A 15309-nucleotide genomic window follows, 5' to 3' on the forward strand; every position below is an offset into this window, starting at 1 on the left:
CGATTTCCGGGTGAGGCAGTCAGCGTCCGCCCGTCACCTGAGGAGTGCCGTGACCGTTCGCATCGGAGTGGAAGAGGAATTCCACATCGTCGAGGTGGAAACGGGCCTGCTCGCGCCGCGAGCCGATGCCATGCTGGAGATGCTCCCCGAAGACACGTTCACGACCGAACTGCAGCAGGCGACCGTCGAGACGAACAGCGGTGTGCATGAGACGCTCGCCGGTCTGTACGACGATGTGATCAACGCCAGACGCAGGCTCGACGCCGCGGCGAGCGCCCACGGGCTGGCCGTGGTGGCCGCCGGTACCGTGCCGCTGGCCCGCCCTCAGGACACCCGCCCCACCGACGGGCGCCGCTACCGCCACATGGTCGACGAATACCGCATGATCGCCGACGAGCAGCTGATCTGCGGCACCCATGTCCACGTCGACGTGCCCGGCCGCGACCTGGCCGTACGCCTCATGTGCGAGGTGTCCCCGTGGCTGCCCGTCCTGCTGGCCCTGTCCGCCAGTTCTCCCTTCTGGCTGGGCACCGACACCGGCTACGCCAGCTGGCGGACCATGGTGTGGCAGCGCTGGCCCACCGCGGGCCCGCCGGGATGCTTCGCCGACGCCGCCGAGTACGACGCGGCCGTGCGCTGCCTGATCGACTCGGGCGTCATCAGCGACGCGGGAATGATCTACTACGACCTCCGGCCGTCCGCCCACCAGCAGACCCTCGAGCTGCGCATCTGCGACGCCTGCCCCCGACCGGAGACGGTCGTGCTGGTCGCCGGGCTCTACCGGGCCCTGGTGACCGAGGCCCGCGAGCGGCTGGAGGCCTCGGACGCGCCGGTCTGCGACGGACGGCACGAGTGGCTGCGCGCCGCATCCTGGCGGGCCGCCCGGTCGGGCCTGGAAGGCGTCCTGGTCGACCCCGAGACCCGGCACGAGGCACCCGCGGCCCAGGTCGTACGGCGCCTGCTGACCCGGGTGCGCCCGGCGCTCGAGGCCGCCGGGGACTGGCACACCGTCCGGGACCTCGCCGAGCGGGCCCTGGCGGCCGGCAGCGCCGCCCACCGCATGCGCCGCGCCGCCGAAGAGGACGACCTGCTCGCCTGCACCGATCTGGCGATCGCGGAGACCCGGGGCGATGAGCACCCGCGCCGGCGGCCCGCCGCGTCCGCCCCGCACCTCACCTCCCCGGGGCGGCCCGTCGCCCACCCCTCCGGGGCCGCCCGGGCCAGGATCGCCGGCCGCTGAGCCGCGGCGCGCCACACCCCGTACCCACCCTTGTCGCGAAGGAGAAGCAGCACCGTGTCGACCAGTCCCGGCCACATACCGCCGCGCACCACACCGCCGCGCACCCCGCGCCACCCGTACGCGCGGCAGGGAGGTCGTTGCTGATGTGCGGCCTGAGCGGAGAGATGCGCTTCGACGGCACGCGTCCCGACCTGGCGGCCGTCGAGCGGATGAACGACCGGCTCGCCGCCCGCGGGCCCGACGGGGAGGGGGTGTGGTCACGGGGCGCCGTCGCGCTGGGACACCGCCGGCTGAAGATCATCGACCTCTCCGAGCGCGGGGCCCAGCCCCTGACCGACACCGAGCAGGAGATCACCGGCGTCTTCAACGGGTGCGTCTACAACTACCGGGAGCTGCGCGAGGAACTGACGGCCCTCGGCCACCGGTTCCGGTCCACCTCGGACACCGAGGTCGTCCTCGCGGCCTACCGGCAGTGGGGCACCGCCTGCGTCGACCACTTCTACGGCATGTTCGCCTTCGCCCTCGTCGAGCACCGGACCGGCCGGCTGATCCTGGGCCGCGACCGGCTCGGCATCAAGCCCCTGTACCTGGCCGGGACCCCGGGGCGGCTGCGCTTCGCCTCCTCGCTGCCCGCCCTGCTCGCGGCCGGCGACGTGGACACCTCGCTCGACCCGGCCGCCGTGCACCAGTACCTCAGCTGGCACGCGACCGTGGCCGCCCCCCGGACCGTACTGGCCGGAGTGCGCAAGCTGCCCCCGGCCACCGTGCGGGTCGTCGAACCGGACGGCACCCACCGGGACCACTGTTACTGGCAGCCGTCGTACACGCGCCGCCCCGAGCACGCCGGCATGGGCGCCGCCGAGTGGCGGGACGCGGTGCTGGACGCGCTGCGCACCGCCGTACGGCGGCGGATGGTCGCCGACGTCCCGGTCGGCGTCCTGCTGTCCGGCGGACTGGACTCCAGCCTGATCGTGGCCCTGCTGGCCGACGAGGGGCAGCGGGACCTGGCGACGTTCAGTGTGGGCTTCGAGGCGGAAGGCGGCGACGAAGGGGACGAGTTCCGCTACTCCGACCTGGTGGCCAGGGAGTTCGCCACCGACCACCGGCAACTGGTGGTTCCCTCGCGGCGCGTGTCGACGGCCCTGGACGCGGCGGTCGAGGCGATGAGCGAGCCCATGATGAGCCACGACGTGGTCGCCTTCCATCTGCTGTCCGAGGAAGTCTCCAAGAACGTCAAGGTCGTCCAGAGCGGGCAGGGCGCCGACGAGGTCTTCGCCGGCTACCACTGGTACCCGCAACTGGCGTCCGCGGCCCGCGAGGAGGAGCCGCTCCGGTACGCCGAGACGTACTTCGACCGGCCGCACGCCGACCTCGCCGCGATGCTGCAACCGGACATGCTGCCGCGGGACGACGTCTCCGGCCGGTTCGTCCGGGAGCACATGGCGGCGCCGGGGGCCGAGACGGCGCTCGACGCCGCCCTGCGCCTCGACACCCATGTCATGCTGGTGGACGACCCGGTCAAGCGGGTCGACAACATGACGATGGCCTGGGGTCTCGAGGCCCGCGTGCCGTTCCTGGACCACGAACTGGTCGAGCTGGCGGCCGCGTGCCCGCCGGAGCTGAAGCTGGCCGACGGCGGCAAGGGCGTCCTCAAGGAGGCCGGCCGCAAACTGCTGCCCCTCGAGGTGGTCGACCGCCCCAAGGGCTACTTCCCGGTCCCGGCGATCACCCACATGGCCGGTCCCGTCCTGGACCGGGTGCGCGAGGCGCTGAACGCCCCCGAGGCGAAGCGGCGCGGCCTCTTCCAGGACTCCTACGTCGCCGGACTGCTGGCGGCCCCCGACCGGCACCGCACCAAGCGCGGAGCGAACGCACTGTGGCAAGTGGCTTTGCTGGAGATATGGCTGCAGACGCACGGAATCTGACCGGGGAGCCCCTCGCGGTACGGCCGCCCGACGCCGCCGGCCCGGCCGGTGCCGGGCGGCCCGCCCCCGCCCGCCCGCAGCGGACCGTCCCCCCGCCCCCGTCGGCCCCGGACCGCCGTACCGCCTTCGCCGCGCCCGCCCGCGTCCCGCTGCCGAACGCCTCCGGGCCGCGCGAGGCGACGACCCGGCTCATCGCGCACGGCTGCTGGTACCCCTCGGCCGACCCGTCGGGCACCCGCGTCGCCTTCATCTGCGACCGGGGCGGGGTGCCGCAGCTCTGGACGGGCCCCGTCGACAGCGAGGCCGTGCACCTGCTCGACGACGGACCGGACCCCGTGACGGAGGTGTCCTGGTCGCCCGACGGCCGCTGGATCGCCTACACCACGGCCCCCGGCGGCGGGGAGCACACCCGGGTGCTGTGCGTCCGTCCCGACGGCAGCGACCGGCACGTCCTGGCCGGAGCCGAGCCGGGCAGCTCGGCCCACCTGGGCTGCTGGGCGTACGACGGGTCGGCCGTCGCGGTCACCGTCGCCGTCCCCACCGCCGGATCCGCCCCGGACGTCACGGCGGAGGCCGGCGGTCCCGGCGCGGCCGACGGCCTGCTGCCGGCCCACTGGCGGGGCCGGACCGGCGACACGAGACTCCTCGGTCCGGCGCCCCACACGGACCCCGGGCCCGCGCTGCCGTCGCCCGCGTTCACGCTGGAGACGACGGCGGTCGGCGCACCGGGCGGCAGGACCGCCCCGGCCGCCGGATTCGGCGACGGGCTGTCGGCGTACCTCGTCGACCCCGACGGGGTCGCCGCCCCCGTGCTGCTCGCCGTCGAGAAGGACGCGGCGACCCTCCGCGTGTGCGATCTCAGCCGGGACGGCGCGCTCGCGCTGCTGCGCCGGGGACCCCGCGGCCGGCGCGAGGCCGTCGTCCTGCGCACCGCCGACCTGGTGACGACCTGTGTGATGCCCGTGGCCGACGGGGACCCGTGGATCGGCGCGTTCTCACCGCGCGCCGACATCCTCTGGCTGCGCAGCAACGCCCACCGGGAGTTCGCGGTCCTGCTCGCCGCCGGGCTCGACCCGGAAGGACACCCGCGCGGCTGGTCGGTCGCCGCCGCACGGGAGAACAGCGACCTGGAACTGCTGCGGTGCGCCCGCGACGGGGACTCCGCCGTGCTCGCCTGGAACGTCCGGGGCATGAGCGAGGCGGAGGTCCTGGACACGAGCACGGCCGGACCCCCGGGGGGCGACGCCGACGTGACCGCCCGGCTCGGCCGGGACCGCGATGCGTCTGCCCGGCCCGTTCCCGACGACCGGGAGATGTCCGCCCGGCTCGGTCCGGACCGGGAGGTGCCCGGCCGGCCTGATCGGGACCGGGAGGTGTCTGCCCGGCCTGGTGGGGACCGTGATGCGTCTGCCCGGCCTGGTGGGGGCCGGGAGGTGTCTGCCCGGCTCGGTCGGGACCGGGAGGTGTCTGTCCGGCCTGGTGGGGACCGTGATGCGTCTGCCCGGCCTGGTGGGGGCCGGGAGGTGTCTGCCCGGCTCGGTCCGGACCGGGAGGTGCCCGGCCGGCCTGATCGGGACCGGGAGGTGTCTGTCCGGCCTGGTGGGGACCGGGAGGTGTCTGTCCGGCCTGGTGGGGACCGTGATGCGTCTGCCCGGCTCGGTCGGGACCGGGAGGTATCCGCCCGGCTCGGTCGGGACCACGACGCGTCTACCGGGCTCGGTCGGGACCACGACGCGTCTACCCGGCTCGGTCGGGACCGGGACGTATATGCCCCGGCTGGGCGGGACCGCGAGGTGTCCGCCCCGCGCGGGCGGGGGCCGGACGCGGCCGACCGGGTCGGGGCGGGTCCGGGGCCGTCCCGGCCGCTGTCCCTGCCGCACGAGGTGGTCACCCGCGTCACGCACGCCGGTGACCGGCCGTTGCTGGCCCTGTCCGGGTCCCGCCGTCGCCCCGGCATCTGGTGGCTGCCCGACGGCGCGACCCCGGTGCGCACCCCGTGGTCCTCGCGCGACGAGGACGCCGTTCCCCCGGGCCGCCCGCCGGTGCGGCCCGTCCCCCTGCGCCCCACCGCCCGGGACGGGCTGCCGCTGAACGGCTGGTACTACCGCGCGCCCGGCCGCGCCCCCGGCGAACCGGCGCCCTGCGTCGTCCATCTGCACGGCGGTCCCGAGGACCAGGAGCGCCCCGTCCTCGACCCGCTGTACCACGAGATCCTCGGCCGGGGGATCGACGTCTTCGCCCCCGACGTCCGCGGCTCCTCCGGATACGGCCGGTCGTTCGTCGACGCGGACCTGGGCCGGGGACGGTTCGCCGCGATCGACGACGTGGCGGACTGCGCCGCCCACGCCGTGCTGGCCGGCCTGGCCGATCCCGCCCGGCTGGCGGTGATGGGGCGCTCCTACGGGGGGTATCTCACCTTCGCCTCCCTGGTCTGGCACCCGGACCTCTTCCGTACCGGCGTCGCGGTGTGCGGCATGTCGGACCTCGCGACGTTCTTCGAGGGCACCGAACCCTGGATCGCCCAGTCGGCGGCCCACAAGTACGGCCACCCCGAACGCGACCGCGAACTGCTGCGGGCACTGTCACCGATGAGCCGCGTCGACGCGCTGCGGGCCCCGGTGCTCGCGGTGCACGGGGAGCACGACACCAACGTGCCGCCGGGGGAGTCGGAGCAGTTCGTCCGGGCGGCGCGCGACCGCGGGGTGAGCGCCGAACTGCTCACCCTGCCCGACGAAGGGCACGAGTTCCTCCGCGCCGACAACCGCCGCCTCTTCCGCCGGGCCGCGGCCGACTGGCTGGAGCGGCAGCTGGGCACCTGACGCCCGTGAGGACAGGTGCCACCGAGTGAGGAGTGCGTCATGACCGGGGAAGCCATGACCGGGGAAGGACCACCGGCCCGCGGACGGCGGGCCGAGCGGCTGCGGGAGACGGCCGCCGAGGTGTTCGGCTGGGCCGAGCTGCGCCCCGAACAGCTCACCGCCATGGAGTGGGTGCTGGAGGGACGGGACTGCCTCGTCGTCATGCCGACCGGATCGGGCAAGTCCGCCGTGTACCAGGTGCCCGCCCTGCTGCTGTCCGGACCGGTCGTCGTCGTGTCACCGCTGCTGGCCCTCCAGCGCGACCAGATCGCGGGACTGCCCGGCGGCGACCGCGGCCCGGGCGCCGTCGCCGTCAACTCCGACCTCGGCGCGGCCGGGACCGAGGACGCCTGGGCGGCGGTGCGCGACGGCGCGGTGCGCTACGTCTACCTGTCCCCGGAGCAACTGGCCAAGGACGAGGTCCTCCAGCGGCTGGCCGAGGCGCACCCGGCCCTCTTCGTGGTGGACGAGGCCCAGTGCGTGTCCTCGTGGGGTCACGACTTCCGGCCCGACTACCTGCGCCTGGCCCAGGCGGTACGGCGACTGGGCCGGCCGCCCGTCCTCGCGCTCACGGCGACCGCCGCGCCGCCGGTCCGGCAGGACATCGTCGAACGGCTCGGCATGGACCGGCCCCGGCAGCTCGTCACCGGATTCGACCGTCCCGGCATCAGGCTGGAGGCGCACCGCCACCTCGACGACGACGAACGGCGCGCCCACGTCATCGAGGCCGCCGCGGCCGCTCCCAAGCCCGGCATCGTCTACGCGGCCACGCGCAGGGACAGCGAGTCCTACGCCGCTGAGCTGGCCTCCCTCGGGTTCGCCGCCGGCGCCTACCACGCGGGCCTGCGCGCCGCCGAACGCCGCCGGATCCACGAGGCGTTCCTCGCGGGCGGCCTGGACGTCGTGGTGGCGACCTCGGCGTTCGGGATGGGCATCGACAAGGAGAACGTACGGTTCGTGCTGCACGCGTCGCTGCCGGGCTCCCTGGACGCCTACTACCAGGAGATCGGGCGCTGCGGCCGCGACGGACGGCCCGCCCTCGCCGTACTGCACTACCGCGCCGAGGACACGGGGATGCAGGCGTACTTCAGCAGCCGCACGCCCCGTCCGGAGGCCGTGGACACGGTCGTACGGGCGGTCCACGCCCACCGGGACGCACCGACGGACGTCGCCGGACTGCGCCGGGACACCGGCATGTCGCGCGCCCGGGTCACCGCGGCCGTCAACCTGCTCGAGGAATCCGGCGCCCTGGTCACGGACGCCACGGGCGCCATCCGCCCGGTCCGGGGCACGACACCGGCACGGGCGGTGCGCAGGGCCGTGGACACCGCCGAGGCGCACAAGCGCATGGACCGCTCGCGCGTGGACATGGCACGGGCGTACGCCGAGACCACCGGCTGCCGGCGGCGCTTCCTGCTCGGCTACTTCGGCGAGGAGTACGAGCCCCCCTGCGGCAACTGCGACGGGTGCGACGAACCGGAGAGCGGCGAGGGCGACGCGGCGGGCGCCGGACGGCACCCGGACGCCGGCGCCTATCCGCCCGGGGCGGCGGTACGGCACGACGAGTGGGGCCGCGGCACCGTGCTGAGCGAGGAAGGCGACCGCATCACCGTCCTCTTCGACGAGGTCGGCTACCGCACCCTCTCCCTGGACGCCCTGGCCGCCCGGGACGACCTGCTCACCGTGGTGAGCGGCCCGGACGAGAACCGGCCGGGCACCTGAGACCCGGCCCGGGGCGGGCCCCGGAGTTGGGACAGAGTGCCCGCCGACTTCCCGGAATGCCCCGCGCGCCCCGGCCGCCGGTCCGCCGCGCACCCGGCCGCTGTACACAGTCAGTGCCGCAATCCGCGATTCCTGTCGCAGGTCATAGCCGGAGAGGAAGCTGGTGCAGCGGTGGCCGACGTCACTGCCCGGGCGCGCGTGGACGTACGCGACCGGGCCACATGGACGGAACTCTTCTACGACCTGGTGCTCGCCTTCGGGGTCAGCCAGGTCGCCCACGTGCTCGCGCTGCACCCGAGCTGGTCGCGGCTGGGCAGCTGTCTGCTCGTCCTGGTGCCCCTGTGGTGGGCGTGGGTGGACGTCGTGATGGCGATGAACGCCGTGCACGAGACCAACACGCAGCGCGTGTTCCTGCTGCTGGCCGGGCTCGCCACCTACGGGATGGGCATGTCCGCGCAGCACGCGCTGGACAGCAGGCCGGAGGCGCTGCTGTACGCGGGCAGTTACCTCGCCCTGAGACTCGTCATCGGCGAGGCCATACGGCGTGAGTGCGCCGTCTACACCATCCACCCCTACCGCGCGGGACTCGCCTTCGCCCTGGCCCTGTTCGGGGTGACCGCGCTGCCGGACCAGCTGCGCACCCCGGGCTGGACCATCGCCGTGGCCGCGGAGCTGCTCGCGCCGCTCGTGCTGAGCGGACATCTGCGGCAGCTGGCGTTCGGCGTCAACCACCTCCCGGAACGGTTCGGCCTGTTCATCATCATCGCCCTCGGCGAGAACGTCGTGTCCGTCGGCGCCTGGGTGGGCGGGCACCACCTCGGGCCGACGGAACTGGCGGCCGTCGCCCTCGCGTTCCTCAACGGCTGCGGCCTGTGGTGGCTCTACTTCCACCTGGCCGCGTCCGCCGTCGCGCACGCCCTGCGCACCCACCCGACCCCCGCCGTCGTCGTGCGCGACGTGCTCAGCTACGGCCATCTGGCCCTGGTCTCCGGCCTGTTGCTGGTCGCGGTGGGCGCCGACCGGATCGTCGCGGAACCGACCGTGACCCCGCACCGGCTCGCCGCGGGCCTGCTGCCCGTCGGCGCCGCCCTGTTCACGCTGACGTTCTGCTGCACCCGCCGCCGGATGTTCGGGGCCGCCTCCCTGACCCGCTTCCTCGGCGGACTCGTGCTGCTCGGCCTCGCGTTCACCGCGCCCCGGATGCCGGGGCTGGCCACGCTCGGCGCCGTGGCGTTCGTGCTCGTCGCCGTCAACGGCACCGAGCACTGGCTCCTCACCGGCGGCCGGCACGTCCCGCTGGTCTTCGTCAAACGCTGAGCCCGGCGCCGGCGCCGAGTGCCCCGGACATCCTCAAGTGACCCAGTGCCGCCCGCGACTTGACGCAGTATTCCGACCCCGCCCGGCGGCCGGGCGGCCGGCCCGCCCGCGCCCCTAGCTTTCTCGGGTGCCCAGCCCCAGCCCGCGGCGCACGACCGGCCCGGCAACCGTTCGCTAAGGAGTGGTCCGATGACGAACCCCACGCCCCAGGCCGTCGGCGACGGCTCCCTGTTCATCGACGGCAAGTTCCAGCCCGCGGACTCCGGGGAGACCGTCCCGGACCTCAACCCGGCGACGGAAGAGGCGATATGCGAGGTCGCCTGGGCCCGGGCGAGCGACCTCGACCGTGCCGTGCAGGCGGCGCGGCGCGCCTTCGACGTGGGGCCCTGGCCCACGATGCCGGCCAAGGAGCGCGGCCGGCTGATGCTGCGGATCGCCGACGGCATCGAGGCCGCGGGGGAGGAGCTGGCCCTCCTGGAGACCCTCGACGTCGGCAAGCCGATCACCTTCACGCGCGGCTTCGACGTACGGGCCGCCGCCGAGATCTTCCGCTACTACGCCGGCATGGTCGAGCAGCTGGAGGGCGCGGCCCGCCCGGCGGGCGCCCGCTCGCTGCAGTACACGCGGCGCGAACCCGTCGGCGTGGTCGGCGCCATCACCCCCTTCAACTTCCCGCTGAACCTCGCGGTCAACAAGATCGCCCCGGCGCTCGCCGCGGGCAACACGATCGTCCACAAGCCCGCCGAGCAGACCCCGCTGACGGCCCTCGCGCTCGCCCGGATCATGGCCGAGGCCGGGCTGCCGGACGGCGTGCACAACGTGGTCACCGGCGGCGGCGCCAGTGTGGGTGCCGCCCTGGTCGAGCACCCCGGCGTCGACAAGATCTCGTTCACCGGCTCCACGGCCACCGGCAAGCGGCTGATCGCGGCCGCGGCCGGGACGCTGAAGAAGGTCACCGTCGAACTCGGCGGCAAGGGCGCCAACATCGTCTTCGCCGACGCGGACATCGAACCGGCCGTGCAGGCCGCGTTCCAGGCCGGGTTCTTCAACACCGGGCAGTTCTGCATGAGCGGATCGCGGCTGCTGGTGCACCGCTCCGTGCACGACCAGGTGGTGGAGGCGCTGACCGGCGTCCTGGCCGCGATCCCCGTCGGCGATCCGCTGGACGAGGCCACCGTGCTCGGCCCGCTGGCGCACCGGCAGCAACTGGACAAGGTCGTCGAGTACGTCGGGATCGGACGGGAGGAAGGCGCCACCGTCGCATTCGGCGGCGAGCGCGGCCAGGACGGGCCCGGCTACTTCCACCAGCCGACCCTCTTCACCGGCGCCCACCCGCAGATGCGCATCGCGCAGGAGGAGATCTTCGGCCCGGTCGTGACGGTGCTGCCGTTCGACACCGACGAGGAGGCCGTCGAGATCGCCAACGGCACGCCGTACGGACTCGCCGCGGGCCTGCACACCCGCGACGTCCGCCGCGCCCACACCGTGGCCGCCCGGCTCCAGGCGGGCATCGTCTGGGTCAACACCTGGGCGGCGTTCGAGAACTCCACGTCCTTCGGCGGCTACAAGTCCTCCGGCTACGGCCGCGAGCTGGGCCCCGAGGGCATCGAGGAGTACCTGCAGTACAAGACCGTGTACGTCAATGTCGATTGAGGTTGAAATGTCCGACCAAACCCGTCCCGGCGCCCGCTCGGCCGGGCTCGTGCTGGGCGCGTTCCTGGCGCCCAGCGCGCTCGGAATGTCCGCGACGCCCATCGCGCTGCCCGCGCTCGGCGACAGCCTCTCGGTGGCCTCCGGGGCGACGGCCTGGGTGCTGGCGGGCTACACCCTGACCCTGTCCGTCGCCTCCGCCCTGGCCGGCCGCCTCGCCGACATCCGCGGTCTGCGCATGCCCATCGTCACCGGCATGGTGCTGCTGCTGGCCGGCACCGTCCTCTTCGTCGCCGTCCCCTGGTACCCGGCCGTCATCGCGGGCCGGATGCTCCAGGGCATCGGCGGTGGTGTCGCCGCCGTGCTCTCCTTCGGCGTCGCCAACCGCCTCTTCACCGATCCGCGCGAACGCGGCCGCACGATCGGCACGATGGGGGCCGTCGTCGGCATCGTCTCGGGCGGCGGGGCGCTGCTCGGCGGCGCCCTGACCGACCTGATCGGCTGGCAGGCGGCGCTCGCGCTGCCCGGTCTGTCGGCGATCGCCTCGCTCCGGGTGCTGCGCATGGCGCCCGTCACCCAGCCCCGGCCACAGCGCCTGGACGCGCGCGGTGCCGTGCTCTGCCTCGCCCTCGCCGCGGCCCTCGCCGTGCTCCTGCAGGCCCGCTCCACCCACCTGGAGGAGAACCTCGTCCTCCTGCTCTCAGTCCTCGCCGTGGCGCTGGCCGGGGCCACCGTGTGGCATGTGCGCCGGGTGCCCGACGGGTTCCTGCCGCGCCTCGTCGTCAGCAACAGCCGCTTCGTGCTCGCCGCGGCGGCCGGCTTCACGCTCTTCGCGGGCTACCTCATCGTGCAGTTCGCGGCCCCCCGGCTCATCCTCATGGACCACGACCTCAGCGTCACCCAGATCGGCCTGATCCTGCTGCCGACCGGCCTGGTCAGCGCGGTGCTGTCGCGGACGGCCGGCGGGCTCGCCCACAAGGTGGGCCCGCTGCGCCTGGTCACCGGCCTCACCGTGCTCAGCGCCGCCGGGCTGCTGCTCGCCGCGGTCGCGGGACGGCAGCCGGTCGCCCTGGTGATCGCGGTGGCCGCCTGTGTGTCCGGGTTCAGCGCGGGCCAGGTCGCCCTGATGGCCGCGGTGCCGCACCTGGTCGACAGCTCCGTGCACGGGGTGGCCGCCGGCGTGTTCCAGCTGGTGTTCATCACGGGCGGTTCGCTCGGCTCCGCCGCGGTCGGCGGCATGGTCGGCGCGATGAGCCTGTCCACCGCGATCGGCGTCCTCGCCGTGGTGCCGCTGATCGGCACGGTGGCGGCCGTGGCCGCGGCGCTGCTCGTGGCGCGGCGGACACCGGCCCCCGTGCCCGGCGGGGCCCCGGCCGCCGCCGGAACCATGGAGGGCACGGCGCGCGCCGCCGGCTGACCCCAGCACCCCCCCGCTGCCGTTCCCGGAGTCCGCTCCAGGGACGGCAGCCCTTTTTGGCCCGTCCTCCCGGCACCGGGCCGCCACCCCCCATGCGACGCACGTGACCATGCCTCTGAAGGAGCGGAAATGGCTCGACTGACCCGCCGTGGTTTCCTCGGCACCGCCACCGGCGTCGGCGGTGCCGTCGCCCTCGGCGCCCCGGCCGCACAGGCGGCGACCGGCACCGACACCGGCGACTCCACCGTCACCCCCGTCGCCGCCACGGTGACCGTGGGCCCGTCGGACCCGCGCTACGCGGACCTCACCCAGCGCGGCTACAACGCCCGGTTCGCCGCGCGGCCCGACGCGGTACGGCTCGTGCACTCCACCCGGCAGGTCGTCGCCGCCGTGCAGGAGGCGGTCGCGGCCGGCGCCCGGATCGGGGTGCGCGGCGGCGGCCACTGCCTCGACGGCCTCGTCGACGACCCGGACGTACGGATCCTCATCGACCTGTCCGAGATGAACGCCATCGGCTACGACGAGCGCCGGCGGGCCTTCTCCGTCCAGGGCGGCGCCACCCTCGGCCAGGTCTACCGCACCCTCTACCTCGAGTGGGGCGTGACCATACCCGCCGGCGACTGCCCCACCGTCGGTGTCGGCGGCCATGTCACCGGCGGCGGCTACGGGCCGCTCAACCGCAAGTACGGTTCGGTCGTCGACCACCTCTACGCCGTGGAGGTCGTCTGCGTCGACGACTCCGGCACCGCCCGCTCGGTGGTCGCCACCCGTGACGCCGACGACCCCAACCGGGAGCTGTGGTGGGCCCACACCGGCGGGGGCGGCGGCCAGTTCGGCATCGTCACCACCTTCTGGTTCCGCTCCCCGGACGCCACCGGCACCGATCCCGCGGGCCTGCTGCCGAAGCCGCCGCGCAGCCTGCTCAAGACCTCCACGAGCTGGCCGTGGACCGACCTGACCGAGGCGGACTTCACGCGTATCGTCCGCAACCACAACGCCTGGCACGCCGCCCACAACAAGCCCGGCACCGACTACGACACCCTCAACAGCGCCCTGCTGCTCTACAACCGTGTCCAGGGCGCCGTCGCCCTCACCGCCCAGATCGACGGCTCGCTGACGAACTCCCGCGACCTCCTGGACAGTTACATCGCGGCCATCGCGGACGGGGTGAGCGCCCCGCACACCACCACCGCCCACACCACGCCCTGGCTGAAGGAGTCCCTCAAGGACCACTACGACACCGGGCTGTACAACCGCGGCAAGTTCAAGGGCGCCTACCTGCGCAGGGGCTGGTCCGACGCGCAGATCGCGGTGCTGTACCGCAACGTCAGCGACGGGACGTACCAGGGACACGGCGGCGCGATCCTCTTCTCGTACGGGGCACAGGTCACCACGGTCGCCCCCGGCGCCACCGCCCTCGCCCAGCGCGACTCGATGCTGAAGGCCAACTTCCTGACCTACTGGACCGACCCCGCCGAGGACGACCGGCACATCGCCTGGCTGCGCGCCCTCTACCGGGACTTCTACGCCGCCACCGGGGGCGTGCCGCTGCCGGACGGCGACGCCGACGGTTCGTACATCAACTACCCCGACCCCGATCTCACCGACCCACGGTGGAACACCTCCGGGGTGCCCTGGCAGACCCTCTACTGGAAGGGCAACTACCCGCGGCTGCAGGCCGTGAAGAAGAAGTGGGACCCGAAGAACGTCTTCCGCCACGCGCTGTCCGTCACGGCGTCCTCCTGAGACACCGCGGCCCCGCCCCCGCACCGAAGGGGGGCGGGGCCGCGCGCTGTCCGGGTGTCAGCCGAGCGCCGGGAACGCGACGCCGGTCAGCGACTCGCTCAGCTCCCGCAGCCGCGCCCGGGCCGCCGGGTCGTACGCCTGGGCGCCGGCCCGCGACGGGGTGTCCCGGTTGAAGTACTCGCCGCTCACCTCCGCGAGCGCCGGGTCGGTCACCAGGCGGGCGGTGTGCCGCACGCCCTCCTCGACGGTGCTCTGCGGGGTGAACAGGTTCACCACGATCTTCGTCGGCATGTACGAGGCCGGGTGCAGGGCGTTGACCGTGACCCCCGTGCCGGCGAACTGCTCGGCCAGGTCCTTGGTCAGGCTGATCTGGGCCAGCTTGGCCTGGCAGTAGGCCTGCACGCCGTCCCAGCCGCGCTCCAGCATCACGTCGTCGAAGTCGAGCGGGGCCTGCCCCGCCGAGGTGACGTTGACGATGCGCGCCGGAGCGGAGCGCACCAGGAGCGGCGCCAGTCTGCAGCTGAGGACGTATCCCGCCAGGTAGTCCACCTGGAAGGTGAGTTCGAGGCCGTCCTGGCTGACCTGGCGCTCCAGTTCCACGCCGATCCCGGCGTTGTTGACGAGCACGTCGAGCCGGTCGTGGTCGGCCAGGACCCGGTCGGCGAGCTTGCCGATGTCCTCCAGGGAGGAGAAGTCGGCCAGCTCGTAGCTGAACCGTCCGGCGCCGGTCTTCGCCCGCAGCTCCGCCAGGAGCTCCTCGCCCTTGCGGGGGTTGCGGCCGTGCAGGATCAGCGTGGCGCCCTGCGCGGCCAGTTCGTGGGCGAGGGCGCGGCCGAGTCCGTCGGTCGCGCCGGTGATGAGGATGGTCTGTCCGCTGACAGGGCTCATGGTGTGAAGGCTTCCTCTGGTGCGTCGGAACATGACTGTGGTGCACGGCCGGTCGGGGTCCGACCGGCCGTGCACGGTACGGGTGTACGCGTCACGTGCTCACGTGTACGCCCGCAGTTCTTCGGGGGTCTGGTCGGTGTAGCCCTGGCTCACCTCGACGACGACGCCGTCGGGGTCGGCCACCCAGACCGTCTTCCAGCCGGGGATGAACTCGTCGAAGGCCAGCGGCCCGAGCAGCACCTCCAGCTCTCCGCCGGCCGCCGCCAGGAACGCGTCCACGTCGTCGACCTGGAAGGCGAGGTGGCGGGCGGCCCCGGGGTGGTCGGGCCCGTCCTTGGCCGTGGCGAAGGCGGGCTCGGCCGAGGTGGGGAAGAGTTCGAGGTAGACCGGGCCGCTCCTGAGGAAGACGACCCGGCTCCCGTCGGCCTCGACCACGCGGGCCCGCTCGAAGCCGAACCAGCGGTGGTAGAACTCCTCCGTGGCCCGCTGGTCACGGCAGTTGAGTCCGACGTGCGACCAGCGGGCGTTCACCGGTGCGGACACGGG

The 15309-nt window shown here is 74.0% G+C and carries 10 protein-coding genes; 8 read left to right on the forward strand and 2 right to left on the reverse strand.

Annotated elements, in window-relative coordinates; translation table 11 throughout:
• Nucleotides 1-49: 49 nt before the first annotated feature.
• From AB0E62_RS18370 to AB0E62_RS18405, 8 genes are all read left to right on the forward strand, one after another.
• The gene (locus AB0E62_RS18370) at nt 50-1240 is read left to right on the forward strand and encodes a glutamate--cysteine ligase (protein WP_362194157.1); all 1191 of its coding nucleotides are present in this window, start codon (nt 50-52) and stop codon (nt 1238-1240) included.
• A gap of 143 nt (nt 1241-1383) precedes the next feature.
• Nucleotides 1384-3165: an N-acetylglutaminylglutamine amidotransferase gene (locus AB0E62_RS18375; RefSeq protein WP_362194160.1), complete on the forward strand. Its 1782-nt coding sequence runs from the start codon at nt 1384-1386 to the stop codon at nt 3163-3165.
• On the forward strand, nt 3141-5984 hold the full coding sequence (locus AB0E62_RS18380) for a prolyl oligopeptidase family serine peptidase (protein WP_362194163.1): 2844 nt from the start codon (nt 3141-3143) through the stop codon (nt 5982-5984). Before AB0E62_RS18375 ends, AB0E62_RS18380 begins: the two co-directional genes overlap by 25 nt.
• A gap of 39 nt (nt 5985-6023) precedes the next feature.
• Nucleotides 6024-7745: a RecQ family ATP-dependent DNA helicase gene (locus tag AB0E62_RS18385; RefSeq protein ID WP_362194166.1), complete on the forward strand. Its 1722-nt coding sequence runs from the start codon at nt 6024-6026 to the stop codon at nt 7743-7745.
• A 171-nt stretch (nt 7746-7916) separates the two neighbouring features.
• Complete coding sequence (locus AB0E62_RS18390) at nt 7917-9062, forward strand: low temperature requirement protein A (RefSeq protein ID WP_362194169.1); 1146 nt, start codon at nt 7917-7919, stop codon at nt 9060-9062.
• A 189-nt stretch (nt 9063-9251) separates the two neighbouring features.
• Complete coding sequence (locus tag AB0E62_RS18395; protein WP_362194172.1) at nt 9252-10715, forward strand: aldehyde dehydrogenase family protein; 1464 nt, start codon at nt 9252-9254, stop codon at nt 10713-10715.
• Between the two features lie 7 nt (nt 10716-10722).
• Nucleotides 10723-12129 carry an MFS transporter gene (locus tag AB0E62_RS18400; RefSeq protein WP_362194174.1) on the forward strand — a complete coding sequence of 469 codons (1407 nt, stop codon included), beginning with the start codon at nt 10723-10725 and terminating at the stop codon, nt 12127-12129.
• Between the two features lie 129 nt (nt 12130-12258).
• Complete coding sequence (locus AB0E62_RS18405) at nt 12259-13875, forward strand: FAD-binding protein (protein ID WP_362194177.1); 1617 nt, start codon at nt 12259-12261, stop codon at nt 13873-13875.
• A gap of 57 nt (nt 13876-13932) precedes the next feature.
• Here AB0E62_RS18405 and AB0E62_RS18410 read toward each other — a convergent pair whose 3' ends face one another.
• A complete protein-coding gene (locus AB0E62_RS18410) occupies nt 13933-14763 on the reverse strand; it encodes an SDR family NAD(P)-dependent oxidoreductase (protein ID WP_362194180.1) in 831 nt (276 codons plus the stop codon).
• A 99-nt stretch (nt 14764-14862) separates the two neighbouring features.
• Nucleotides 14863-15306, reverse strand: coding sequence for a VOC family protein (locus tag AB0E62_RS18415; protein WP_362194183.1), 444 nt, complete (start codon nt 15304-15306; stop codon nt 14863-14865).
• Between the last annotated feature and the right edge of the window lie 3 nt (nt 15307-15309).

The organism is Streptomyces sp. NPDC038707 (genome assembly GCF_040636485.1).
GTDB lineage: Bacteria > Actinomycetota > Actinomycetes > Streptomycetales > Streptomycetaceae > Streptomyces.